This window comes from Alphaproteobacteria bacterium (genome assembly GCA_030739735.1).
Lineage (GTDB): Bacteria > Pseudomonadota > Alphaproteobacteria > UBA7887 > UBA7887 > UBA7887.
Map to the genome: position 1 here is coordinate 86731 of JASLYQ010000005.1, position 12612 is coordinate 99342.

The following is a 12612-nucleotide window of genomic DNA, read 5'->3' on the forward strand; positions in this document are numbered from 1 at the left end:
CTTCAGTAACCAAGGCGGAACACTAACGCTCCATGCTTGGATTGTCGCGAACGATTATCGCTGTGCTGTTCTGGATCGCGGCTGCTCAGGCTGCGGATTCGTCGAATTTTGATCCCTGGCTTGTCGGCCTGCGCGCGGAGGCTATAGCGATGGGCGTTGACGTCGAGATTCTCGATGCGGCATTGACGGGAATTCGGCCGATAGCACGCATCATCGAGCTTGACCGCAGACAACCCGAAGGGCGACTCACGGCGGCACAATATCTCGAGCGAGTGGTTCCTACATCACGCCAAACAGTAGCTAAGCAACGACTCTCTAAACATCGAAAATTATTAAAATTCATCGCCGCCAAGTACGGAGTGCAGCCACGCTTCATCGTGGCCTTATGGGGCATAGAAACAGATTTTGGGCGCAACACCGGCGGGTTCGGAGTTATCGAAGCCCTTGCCACACTGGCCTATGACGGCCGCCGCGCGAACTTCTTCCGTAGCGAATTACTTGCCGCCTTGCAGATTTTGGACGAACGACACATCGCGCCAGACGCGATGCGCGGCTCCTGGGCCGGTGCCATGGGGCAAAGCCAGTTTATGCCGTCGAGCTTTCTTGCCTATGCTGTGGACGAGAACGACGACGGCCGTCGCGATATCTGGAAGACACTGCCTGACGTTTTCGCATCCATCGCCAATTATCTGACCCAATTCGGCTGGGAAGATAACCAGACCTGGGGCAGGGCAGTGCGCCTACCGACGGGGTTTGACAAGAATCTCATCGGTCTCGAAACTAAACGACCGATCGGCGGCTGGCAGGTGCTCGGCGTGCGCCGACAGGACGGCCGTGATCTGCCGACACGGCAGTTGCCGGCCTCGATCGTGCAGCCCGATGGTGAAGGTACTCAAGCCTATATGGTGTACGGAAACTTCGCCACTACGCTGAAATGGAACCGCTCCACCTATTTTGCCCTGGCGGTCGGAAAACTTGCCGATTCCATGATTGGTCACTAGATTCTTGCCTAGCTTGCCTATTGGAGAAAAGCAAATGGCGCTAAAACCGTTGCAACGACAGTCGCTGATTGGAAGTCTGCTGATCATGGGCTGCCTCCTGGTCGGTGGCTGTTCCGGGACAGAGCTTGCGGCCCATGTGGTCAAGGTCGGAACCAAGGCCGAAACTCAGGTCGGCGGCGGCGATGCTGATCGCTCGGTAAAGGTAGGTCGACCCTATACGATCAATGGCGTACGCTACGTGCCGCGTGTCGAGCCGGGTTACGATGAGACCGGCCTAGCCTCGTGGTACGGCACAGATTTCCACGGCAAGCGCACGGCGAATGGCGAAATCTACAACATGAACGCGCTTACCGCCGCGCACAAGACGCTGCCGATGCCGAGCCGGGTGCGGGTGACCAATCTGGAAAACGGTCGCAGCCTAGAGTTGGTTGTCAATGACCGTGGCCCCTTCGTGCGCGGGCGCATCATCGATGTCTCGCGCCACGCCGCCGAAGTCCTTGGGTTTCGTCGCCAGGGTGTCGCTAAGGTCCGCGTGCAGATTCTCGGCTGGCCCGCAACGGAGGTCGCTACCGCCTCACTATCACCGGCACCACCGCCGCCTGTCACTGCGCCGCATGAGCCAGAACGCAGCTTCTCCCTCATCTCGTCCGCCGTCGCCGCCGAGTTTGAGACCGTGAAAAATTCGCGCCTTTATGTCCAGGGCGGCGCCTTTACCCAACAAGATAACGCTGTCAAGCTGGGTGAGCGGCTATCTCCTTTCGGGCCCACCCTCATTACAGCACTCGAGACCAGCGGGCGTATTCTCTACCGCGTCCGTCTCGGGCCAATCTACAATCGCGATGCTGCCAAACACCTGCTCACTCAGGTCATTGCTGCCGGTCACAGCGAGGCCCACATCGTCACCGACTAACCTATTCGCAAGCGCCGCATAGTGGTAGAACATCAGCCACGATGAGTTTGCTGCGCACCATCTATCTTTTCACCCTGCTCGCGTGGACCACAGCTGCGGCGGCCTTCGACACGACTGCGCGCGAGGCGCTGCTTATCGACTTCGACTCCGGCGCCGTTTTGCTCGAAAAGAACGCCGACGTGCCCATGCCGCCGGCTTCCATGAGCAAGCTGATGACCGTCTATATGGTTTTCGAACGCCTGGCCGAGGGTACGTTGATGCCCACCGATACCATGCCGGTCAGCAAGAAAGCTTGGCAGATGGGCGGCTCCAGAACCTTCGTCGAGGTCGACACCGACGTGACCGTCGCTGACCTGTTGCGCGGCATCATCGTGCAATCGGGCAACGATGCCTGCATCGTCGTCGCGGAAGCGCTGGCTGGCAGCGAAGAGGCCTTTGCTTTAGCCATGACAGAGCGCGGCCAGGAAATCGGCCTCATGGACAGCGAGTTCACCAATGCCACCGGTTGGCCTCATACGGACCATTACATGACAGCCCGAGACCTGGCTTTTTTGACGAGGCTGATCATCAAGGAGTATCCAGAATATTTTTCGCTCTTCGCTGAAAAGTCCTTTACCTATAACGACATTGAGCAGAGCAATCGCAATCCGCTGCTCTACAAGGATCTCGGCGCCGATGGCATGAAGACAGGCTATACGGAAGAGGCCGGCTTCGGCCTTACCGCAACGGCTAAGCGCGACGGCCGCCGCCTGATCCTGGTGCTGAACGGCCAGAAAAGCGCGCGGGCTCGGGCGCTTGAAGCAGAGCGCGTACTCAATTGGGGCTTCCGCGAGACCAAGAACTACGACCTGTTCGAGGCCGGCGACGAGGTAGAGCAGGCCGAAGTTTGGCTTGGCACGGAGCCACTCGTGCCGCTCGTCATCAAGGAGGATGTTGTCGTCACTCTGAACCGCGAGGCACGCAAGAAGCTGACCGTCTGGGTGGAATATGATTCTCCCGTGCCGGCCCCGATCACCGAGGGAGATCTCATCGCACACCTGATGATCGAGGCGCCTGACATGACCTCACAGCGAATCTCTCTTGCGGCGGCCCATGACGTGGACCAGCTCGACCTATTTGGTCGCCTGTTTTCGGCCATCGATTACATCGTTTTCGGCCCACCCGCGCCATGACGACGGCCGCGGCGGGCCGCGGCCGCTTCATCACCTTCGAAGGCGGCGAGGGGACAGGCAAGTCAACTCAATGCGGCCGCCTTTCCGATTGGCTTCAAGAGCAAGGCAAGGCCGTTCTTACCACACGCGAACCGGGTGGAACGCCGGCCGCCGAAGCGATCCGCTGCCTGCTGCTCGACGCCAATGCCGACCGTCTGGATGTCATGAGCGAGGCGCTGTTGCATTTCGCGGCACGCCGCGAACATGCGCACACGGTGATTGCGCCCGCCTTATCCGCCGGCACCTGGGTGCTGTGCGATCGCTTCACGGATTCCACCATGGCCTATCAGGGTCTCGCCATGGGGCTTGGTCGTCCTGTTATCGAGAGCCTGCACCGCCTTGCCGTCGGCACCCTGGTTCCCGACCTGACCCTGGTGCTAGATCTACCGGTGGTGGAGAGCCTGCCGCGGGCGCTTCGGCAAGGCGGCGACGATCGCTACGAAAGCCGCGATGTGGCGTTTCACGAGGCTTTGCGCCAAGCCTACCTGGACATTGCCGCGCGCGAGCCGGAACGGTGTATCGTCATCCATGCCGACGGTGACGAAGAGACCGTGGCCACCGCAATTCAAAAATATATGCACGATGCTTGAGTGGGACACCCTGACGCCTCGGGCAAACCCGGACCTGCTTGGCCACGAGGCGGCCGAAAAGACCATGCGAGCAACCTTCGAATCCGACTGCCTTGCTCATGCCTGGCTGATCAGCGGTCCGCGAGGGGTGGGCAAGGCGACACTCGCCTTCCGCTTCGCCCGCTTTGTGCTGACCGGCGACGCAGCCCAGAACGAACTGCTCAGTGATGATAGCGCCGGTGGACTGTGGGTGGATCCCGAAGACCCCGTCTTTTCTCGTGTCGCTTCGGGTGGACACACGGACCTGCTTACCCTTGAGCGCGGCCGCGACACCAAAGGTAAGCAGCGTGGAGAAATTATCGTCGAGGACGCCCGCCGTCTCGGTGATTTCCTGTCGCTGACCGCCGGCGAGGGTGGCTGGCGCGTTGTCGTGATCGACGCCGCCGACGAACTCAACCGCAATGCGGCCAATGCGCTTCTCAAGCTTGTGGAGGAGCCGCCGCCGCGCGCGCTGCTGCTGCTCGTTTGCCACGTGCCAGGCCGCGTCAGCGCTACCTTGCGTAGCCGCTGCCGGCGCTTGGGTCTGGCGCCACTCAACAACGCGACGGTCGCCGATTTACTGCAGGGTTGGCAGCCCGGTCTTGACGCCGACGATGTCCACGGCCTCACGCATCTTGCCGAAGGCTCGCCGGGGCGCGCGCTGGCGCTAGCGGAAGCGGGCGGCATGGCGCTGTATCGCGAGCTTGTCGGCCTGATCGCCAGCGCCCCGGGGATCGACGCGCAAGCGCTGCACGGTTTCGGCGACAAGTTAGCGAGCCGCGGCAACGAGGATACCTTCGCCCAAGCCATGGCTCTGCTCAGCGGTTGGCTGGCCCGCCTGGTCGGTAGTGCCGCGCGCGGCGTCGCTTTCGTCGAGCTGGTGCCGGGCGAGGCTCGGACCGCCAAACGCCTGTTGGCGGCACGCGACCTTGATCAATGGCTGGAGCTGTGGGAAAAGGTCGGCGACCTCGCGGCGCGCGCCGGCCGCGTCAATCTCGACCGCAAGCAGATCGTACTGGGCGTTTTTACCGCGCTGGAACGCAACGCGCGCGCCTGACCGGTTACACAGCAGGAGAGCTCGCGCATGCCGGGACCGACGGCCTATTACGTCACAACACCCATCTATTATGTCAACGACGTGCCCCATCTCGGGCACGCCTACACGACGATTGCCTGCGACGCGCTGTCGCGCTTCATGCGCCTTGACGGCCGCAAGGTCATGTTCCTGACTGGCACCGACGAGCATGGCCAAAAGGTAGAGAAGTCCGCCGCTGCCGCGGGCGAAGACCCGCAGGTGTTTACCGACCGGGTGTCGCAGCATTTCCGTGATTTAACGGGCGTGCTCGGCTGCGCCAATGACGACTTCATCCGCACCACCGAGCCACGCCACGCTGCAGCCAGCCAGGCGATCTGGTCGGCGTTGGCCGCAGCCGGAGATATCTATCTCAACAAGTACGACGGCTGGTACTCGGTGCGCGACGAGGCCTATTTCGCCGAACAAGAGCTCATCGAGGGCCCCGACGGCGAGAAGCTTACGCCGGCTGGCGCGCCGGTGGAGTGGGTCGAGGAGCCGAGTTATTTCTTCCGCTTGTCGCGCTGGCAAGAGCCGTTGCTGGCCCATTACGAGGCCAACCCGGATGCCATTCTGCCCGAGAGCCGACGCAACGAGGTGCTGAGCTTCATTCGCGGCGGCCTGCAGGATCTTTCGATCTCGCGCACTAGCTTCAAATGGGGCGTACCGGTGCCGGGCGATGACGAGCATATCATGTATGTCTGGCTCGACGCGCTAACCAACTATCTGACTGCCGTCGGCTATCCCGACACTGACGGCGAGGCCTACAAGACCTTTTGGTCAGAGGTGCTGCATGTGGTCGGGAAAGACATCCTGCGCTTCCACGCGGTCTATTGGCCAGCATTCCTGATGTCCGCCGGCATGATGCCACCTAAGCGCGTCTTCGCTCACGGCTGGTGGACGGTCGAGAGTGAGAAAATGTCCAAAACCATCGGCAATGTCGTCGAGCCCTTCGACCTCGTCGCCACCTATGGTCTCGATCAAGTGCGTTATTTCCTCTTGCGCGAAGTACCTTTCGGCAATGACGGCGATTTTTCGCGCGCGGCCATGATCCATAGAATAAATAGCGATTTAGCGAATGATTTCGGAAATTTGGCGCAACGTGTTCTGAGTATGATTCAAAAGAATTGCGACGCCGCCGTGCCTAATCCCGGAGCCTACAGCGGCGACGACACGGCGTTTCTGGATAGTGCCAACTCATTGATCGCCGAGCTGCGACCGCTAATGGAGCGCCAGGCGCTCCACGCGGCGCTGGAAAGCCTTTGGGGCGTCGTTCGCGCCGCCAATTCCTATGTCGATCGCCAGGCACCCTGGACCCTGCGCAAAACCGATCCGAAACGCATGGCGACGGTACTCTATGTCCTGGCCGAGACCATCCGCCATCTGGCTATCTTGGTGCAGCCATTCATGCCGGACGCCGCCGGCAAGATGCTCGACCAGCTCGCCGTACCGGGCGACGCGCGAGATTTTTCCCATCTCGGCCCAGGCCATGCGTTACATGCCGGTGTCGCATTACCCAAGCCAGAAGGCGTGTTTCCTCGCATCGAAGCCGAGGCCGAGTGATGCTTGTAGATAGCCATTGCCATCTCGATTTTCCGGACTATGCAGACGATCTCGACAATGTGGTGGCGCAGGCGCGACAGGCTGGTGTCGGCGTGATCCAGACCATCAGCACCCGCATGACCACCTTTCCCAAAGTGCTAGCGTTGGCAAAACGTTACGACGATATGTACTGCTCCGTCGGCGTGCATCCCCATAATGCGGGAGACGAGGGCGACGTCACCAGCGCCGAACTGGTTGCGGCAATCAAACATGCCGAGGTCATCGGCATCGGCGAGACGGGACTCGATTACTATTACAAACACAGCCCGCGCGAAGCCCAACGGGCTAGCTTCCGCAGCCACATCGCAGCGGCACGCGAGAGCGGTCTGCCGCTGATCGTTCATAGTCGCAACGCCGACGAAGACACTGCCGAGATTTTGCGCGACGAAGCCGGGAAGGGCGCCTTTTTTGGCCTCATCCATTGCTTCACCTCGGGGCGGGCACTGGCTGAGACGGCCTTGGCGCTTGGTATGAGCATCTCGATCTCGGGTATCGTGACCTTTCGCAACGCGCAGGCGTTGCGCAACATCGTGCGCGAAATCCCGCTCAACCGGCTGTTGATCGAGACCGATGCACCATTTTTGGCGCCAGCGCCCAATCGTGGCCGCCGCAACGAACCCGCCTATGTCGCCCATACCGCAGCGGCGATCGCCGATTTGCTGGATGTCCCAACGGAACGCCTGGCCGAGGCGACAACGGCAAACTTTCATGCGCTATTTCGCGAGGCCCGTGCTGCCGTTGCAGCTGCCTGAGATGGAACCGGAGCTGTTCAACGTACTATTGGGCGGAGCAATCCGCGATCCATTGTTGTGGATCATCGGCACCGTTTTCGGCTGGGATCAGAAGCGCCCAGCGCGATTGACACTGGCCTATCTCATAACCGCGGGAAGCCTGTGGGGTACCATCCGCGTTGCCGTTTATATTGGCTTCGGCGAGACTCTCGGGCTGCAATGGGCCACATTCGTCGTAGCCATTTGCGTCGTTTTAATGCTGGTCTTTGGCTTTATCGTGCGCGAAGCTCGCTGGTACTTTGCCAAACCACGATGAATAATTTCCCATAATATACATTATGCGACATTCCCAAATACCTAATCCCGGCCCGATCGAGCAGCTTTTAGCGATCATGGTCAAGTTACGGGATCCGGATGGCGGATGTCCTTGGGATATTGAGCAAAATTTTTCTTCCATCGCCCCCCACACCATCGAGGAAGCCTACGAGGTCGCCGCAGCAATTGCAGAGAACGATATGCCAGGGCTTGCGGACGAGCTCGGCGATCTGCTGTTTCAGATTGTTTTCTACGCCCAGATGGCGGCCGAAGACGGCGCCTTTGATTTTGCCACAGTTGTCGGTGCCGTGATCGAAAAAATGCTGAGAAGGCATCCTCATGTATTCGGCAATGCCGATATCACCACATCTGCGGCACAGACACGTTCCTGGGAAACCCTAAAAGCCAAAGAGCGCGCTGCCAAGGCCTCCGATGGCGATATTAGCGCCCTGGCCGGGGTGGCTCGCGCCCTGCCCGCCTTATCGCGAGCGGTAAAGCTGCAGAAACGCGCTGCGCGCGTCGGCTTCGATTGGTCAGGTTTGGGCCCGGTGCTCGACAAGCTGCGCGAAGAACTTGTGGAATTAGAAGCGGAAGTGGCCGAGGACGATGCGTTACCTGAGCGCTTGGTAGAGGAAGTGGGCGACCTCTTGTTCGTCTGTGCGAACATCGCCCGACACACCGGTGTCGATGCAGAAGCCGCCTTGCGCGGTGCCAACAACAAGTTCGAGAGTCGCTTTCGGCGCATCGAAGCCTTCCTGGCAGAAGCCGGCAAGCAGGCCGAAGATTCGTCGCTTGCCGAGCTTGACACGCTCTGGGATCGCGCCAAAGATGAGGAAAGCTGATAAGCGCGTTATCGTGACACCTATCTGGTCGTCGAAACTCGCATTCCCGAGATGATCATCTAATTTAACGACTGCGTACCCGGGCGAACAGGTGAAATGGATCGCCTGCGGAAGAAGCAAAATACGCCAATGCATCAGGGAATGAAGACATGGTCTTCGAGTCATTGCCCGACTGGGACAAGCCGCAGCTCACGTTCTCCGGAAACATCACAATCGACTGATGCCAGAGGTTGCGGCTGAAGCTTAACTTAATTTCCTCGTCTACGGACTTCGCCACTAAGCCCAGCGTGAGCACTTCGTTGGCGACGCGCCGCTGCCCGACGACGCGGTGGCGCGGCTAACAGAGGCTGACGCATCAGTCATGAGCCAGGAGATGGATGAGGCTGGAGGTGTCCCAGCGACCACCATCGCGAGCCTGGACCTGGGCGTAGAACTGGTCCACCAGCGCCGTCATGGGCAGGCGGGCACCATTGCGCCCCGCCTCTTCTAACGCAATCTTTAAGTCTTTTCGCATCCAATTGACAGCAAATCCAAATTCAAATTCATCACGCACCATAGTGCTGGCTCGATTCTCCATCTGCCAGGAGCCCGCCGCACCCTTCGAAATAACGTCCTTGACAAGTTCACCGTCGAGCCCCGCCTTGGTCGCAAAGTTAAACGCCTCTGCCAAGCCCTGTAGCACGCCGGCTATGCAAATCTGGTTGACCATCTTGGTGAGTTGACCGCTGCCGACCGGACCCATCAGGGTGACAGCGCGGCTGAAGGCATCCATGATAGGCCACGCGATCGCAAAGGTCGCATCATCGCCGCCGACCATAACCGTGAGCACGCCGTTCTCCGCCCCCGCCTGGCCGCCCGAAACTGGTGCATCCAGAAAGCCCACACCCTCCGCCACTGCGGCCTCGGCGACCTCGCGGGCGAGGTCTCCGGAATCGGTGGTGTGATCGATCAGAATAGCGCCCGAGGCTATGCCGGCGAGAATACCGTCATCGCCGTAGGTGACGCTGCGCACGTCGTCATCGTTGCCAACACACATGAAGACGATCTCGCGCCCTGCCGCCGCTGCCGCAGGCGTCGGTGCGCTAGCGCCACCATGCTCGGTGACCCAGCCCTCGGCCTTGGATGCCGTGCGATTGTAGACCACCACGTCGTGGCCCGCCTTGGCAAGATGACCCGCCATCGGATACCCCATCACGCCTAGACCAACGAAGGCGACTTTCGCCATTTTCCCGTACTCCTGCCCTGTCTGAGAATGGGCCGCATATACCCCACGCGTAGCCAAAAGAAAAGCGGCCGCACCCCGACAGCAGGGTACGGCCGCTCCAAGCGTACGCAGCTCTGCCTTAGAACATGCCGCCGCCCATGCCGCCCATGCCGCCCATGCCGCCCATGCCGCCCATATCGGGAGCACCGGCCGGTGCATCGCTCTTCTCTTCCGGACGGTCAGCAACCATCGCTTCGGTGGTGATCAGCAGACCCGCCACCGAGGCAGCATCCTGCAAGGCGGCGCGAACCACCTTAGCCGGATCGACAAGGCCCTTCTTCAGCAGGTCGCCGTAAACCTCATTCTGAGCATCGAAGCCAAACTTAGTATCCTTCGACTCGGCGACCTTGCCAGCGACCACCGAGCCATCAACGCCAGCATTCTCCGCGATTTGGCGTAACGGCTGGCTGAGAGAGCGGCGCACAATATCGACGCCGACCTGCTGGTCGTGGTTCTCCGGCTCGATCTTATCGAGAACCTTTGTCGCGTAGATCAAGCTTGTACCACCACCAGGCACGATGCCCTCCTCAACTGCAGCACGGGTCGAGTGTAAGGCGTCCTCGACGCGATCCTTGCGCTCCTTGACCTCGGTCTCGGTGATACCGCCGACTCGGATTACCGCAACACCACCGGCCAACTTGGCAAGGCGTTCCTGAAGCTTCTCGCGGTCGTAGTCAGAGCTAGTCTCGTCGACCTGCCTGCGGATCTGCTCGCAGCGGCCGTTGATGGTCTTACGGGCACCCGCCCCCTCGACGATCGTCGTGTCGTCCTTGGTGATCACCACGGTCTTCGTGGTCCCGAGCATATCGAGTGTGACACCTTCGAGCTTAATGCCGAGGTCCTCCGAGATCACCTGACCGCCAGTCAGCACCGCTATATCCTCGAGCATCGCCTTGCGGCGATCTCCGAAGCCGGGCGCCTTAACGGCCGCGACCTTGAGACCACCACGCAGCTTGTTGACCACCAGAGCGGCAAGCGCCTCGCCCTCGATATCCTCGGCGATCACCAACAGTGGGCGTGACGACTGCATCACAGCCTCGAGCACGGGCAGCATGGCCTGCAGGTTAGAGAGCTTCGCCTCGTGGATCAGGATGTAGGGATTTTCGAGTTCGACCTCCATCTTCTCCGCATTGGTCACGAAGTACGGCGATAGGTAGCCTCGGTCGAACTGCATACCTTCGACCACATCGAGTTCTGTCTCGAGGCCCTTGGCTTCTTCGATCGTGATCACGCCTTCCTTGCCAACACGCTCCATAGCGTTGGCAATGATGTCACCTATCTCTCGCTCGCCGTTGGCCGAGATGGTGCCGACCTGGGCGATTTCCTCGTGGCTCTGCACCTTGCGGGCGCGCTTTCCGACCTGCTTGACTACCGCGTCAACGGCGAGGTCGACGCCGCGCTTGAGATCCATCGGGTTCATGCCCGCGGCCACCGACTTCATGCCTTCGCGGAAGATCCCCTGGGCGAGCACGGTCGCGGTCGTGGTGCCGTCACCGGCAATATCGCTGGTCTTCGAGGCGACCTCACGGACCATCTGTGCGCCCATGTTTTCAAACTTGTCAGAAAGCTCAATCTCCTTAGCGACGGTAACACCATCCTTGGTGATGCGCGGTGCCCCGAAAGCCTTGTCGAGGACCACATTGCGGCCCTTAGGCCCGAGCGTGACCCTGACCGCATCGGCTAGGATATCGACGCCCCGCGCCATGCGCTGGCGGGCGTCCATACTGAATCTTACGTCTTTGGCTGCCATGACCAGGCCCCTATTCGATTATTCCCATGATGTCGGATTCCTTCATGATCAACAGGTCGTCCCCATCGATCTTGACTTCCGTGCCTGACCACTTGCCAAACAGCACAGTGTTACCTTTTCGAACGTCGAGCGGCTGCAACTTGCCGGCCTCGTCACGGGTGCCCGGTCCGACGGCGAGCACCTTACCCTGACTAGGCTTTTCCTTGGCGGTATCGGGAATGATAATCCCGCCCGCAGTCGTCTCCTCCTCACCGATGCGTTGAACCAGCACCCGGTCGTGAAGTGGCCTGACTTTCATGAGTCCTTCTCCCTCGCTTGCGCGTCTCATCGGCGAACACGATTTGGCACTGTCGCGACAAGACTGCCAATAGCCGTCGCCGGGATATATGTAGGGCAACCGGTGCTGTCAAGCAGCGGAAGGGATCGCCTCGCTCGATTGCGGGTAAATTCTGCTGCAATAGTCGAGGCGATGAGCAAAACGGGCAAGATTGGCACGCTCCAAAACTTCCCTGGACTGGGCCGACATTTCGTCATCACGGGGGGGTCATATCCTCAGCATATTAGTTAGAGACAGGCTAGGGTAACCCCTCTTCCAACGGCACGTAGAGACCGCAGCTAGCTCTACCTGCAAGCGTCCCCCGCGAATTCGCCACTCGCCAAAGATCTGGAGAATCAGCGCGGTCCGGCCAGGCGCCCTGTAGCGCCATGCCTTTTTCAGGTCGCGCTGTTGCACGGGGCTCAAAGCCACCACATCGATAATGAATGCTTCCAGTTGCCCATCAGGTGTGGCGTTAGGGATTCGCCAGCAGCTTCAACCTTTCCGACACCAAACTAAAGTGGCGGACCATTGCACCCATAGCCGCAGTGCCTCGGCCATCGTCACCTACAGCCAGACGGCACTGGTCAGGCCAACCGCTTCTGCCAAGCCTGCAGAATCATTGTGGACGACCGCCACGTTACGGCCACTCGAAAGCGCCGAATAGAACCTAGGCTACTCCAACGGCAAGAACTGAACCATCCATATGCCTGTTCTTGTCGCGTCTCTTGTTCAGGTCACTCTGTTTCGTCGTTCTGATTCGCCTCGAAAAGCTGGATCGGCGCCACCGGCATCACCGTTGAGATAGCGTGCTTGTATACTAGCTGCGATATTCCATCGCGACGCAACAGCACACAAAAATTATCGAACCAGGTGATCACACCCTGCAACTTCACCCCGTTTACCAAGAACACGGTTAACGGCGTCTTGTTCTTCCGCACATAGTTCAGGAATACGTCCTGAACGTTTTGCGATTTCTCCGCTGCCATT

Annotated in this window: 13 protein-coding genes; 9 read left to right on the forward strand and 4 right to left on the reverse strand. The window is 60.0% G+C overall.

Translation table 11 applies throughout. The annotated features are described in order from the left end of the window. Positions 1–32: 32 nt before the first annotated feature. The 9 genes from QF629_04395 to mazG are packed head-to-tail and all read left to right on the forward strand — an operon-like array spanning position 33 to position 8292. Entirely contained in the window at positions 33–1001 is a 969-nt protein-coding gene (locus QF629_04395) for a lytic murein transglycosylase (GenBank protein ID MDP6012773.1), read from the forward strand. A gap of 34 nt (positions 1002–1035) precedes the next feature. Then, a complete protein-coding gene (locus tag QF629_04400; GenBank protein ID MDP6012774.1) occupies positions 1036–1911 on the forward strand; it encodes a septal ring lytic transglycosylase RlpA family protein in 876 nt (291 codons plus the stop codon). A gap of 41 nt (positions 1912–1952) precedes the next feature. Continuing rightward, on the forward strand, positions 1953–3083 hold the full coding sequence (locus QF629_04405; GenBank protein ID MDP6012775.1) for a D-alanyl-D-alanine carboxypeptidase family protein: 1131 nt from the start codon (positions 1953–1955) through the stop codon (positions 3081–3083). Continuing rightward, positions 3080–3712: a dTMP kinase gene (gene tmk / locus QF629_04410; protein MDP6012776.1), complete on the forward strand. Its 633-nt coding sequence runs from the start codon at positions 3080–3082 to the stop codon at positions 3710–3712. The genes QF629_04405 and tmk overlap by 4 nt, the downstream gene beginning before the upstream one ends. Beyond that, positions 3705–4787 (forward strand): DNA polymerase III subunit delta', encoded by a 1083-nt coding sequence (locus tag QF629_04415; protein ID MDP6012777.1) that lies wholly within the window; start codon positions 3705–3707, stop codon positions 4785–4787. Before tmk ends, QF629_04415 begins: the two co-directional genes overlap by 8 nt. A 27-nt stretch (positions 4788–4814) precedes the next feature. Next, positions 4815–6365: a methionine--tRNA ligase gene (metG, locus tag QF629_04420; GenBank protein MDP6012778.1), complete on the forward strand. Its 1551-nt coding sequence runs from the start codon at positions 4815–4817 to the stop codon at positions 6363–6365. Next, positions 6365–7156, forward strand: coding sequence for a TatD family hydrolase (locus QF629_04425; GenBank protein MDP6012779.1), 792 nt, complete (start codon positions 6365–6367; stop codon positions 7154–7156). The genes metG and QF629_04425 overlap by 1 nt, the downstream gene beginning before the upstream one ends. Next, the gene (locus QF629_04430; protein ID MDP6012780.1) at positions 7113–7451 is read left to right on the forward strand and encodes a hypothetical protein; all 339 of its coding nucleotides are present in this window, start codon (positions 7113–7115) and stop codon (positions 7449–7451) included. Before QF629_04425 ends, QF629_04430 begins: the two co-directional genes overlap by 44 nt. A gap of 22 nt (positions 7452–7473) precedes the next feature. Continuing rightward, a complete protein-coding gene (gene mazG / locus QF629_04435) occupies positions 7474–8292 on the forward strand; it encodes a nucleoside triphosphate pyrophosphohydrolase (GenBank protein MDP6012781.1) in 819 nt (272 codons plus the stop codon). A gap of 355 nt (positions 8293–8647) precedes the next feature. On the opposite strand, the gene QF629_04440 is transcribed toward mazG, so the two are convergent. From QF629_04440 to hfq, 4 genes are all read right to left on the reverse strand, one after another. Continuing rightward, the gene (locus tag QF629_04440; GenBank protein MDP6012782.1) at positions 8648–9517 is read right to left on the reverse strand and encodes an NAD(P)-dependent oxidoreductase; all 870 of its coding nucleotides are present in this window, start codon (positions 9515–9517) and stop codon (positions 8648–8650) included. Between the two features lie 118 nt (positions 9518–9635). Further along, a complete protein-coding gene (groL, locus tag QF629_04445) occupies positions 9636–11306 on the reverse strand; it encodes a chaperonin GroEL (protein MDP6012783.1) in 1671 nt (556 codons plus the stop codon). Positions 11307–11316: 10 nt separating this feature from the next. Beyond that, positions 11317–11604, reverse strand: coding sequence for a co-chaperone GroES (locus tag QF629_04450; protein ID MDP6012784.1), 288 nt, complete (start codon positions 11602–11604; stop codon positions 11317–11319). A gap of 755 nt (positions 11605–12359) precedes the next feature. After that, the gene (gene hfq, locus QF629_04455) at positions 12360–12611 is read right to left on the reverse strand and encodes an RNA chaperone Hfq (protein ID MDP6012785.1); all 252 of its coding nucleotides are present in this window, start codon (positions 12609–12611) and stop codon (positions 12360–12362) included. Position 12612 lies beyond the last annotated feature (1 nt).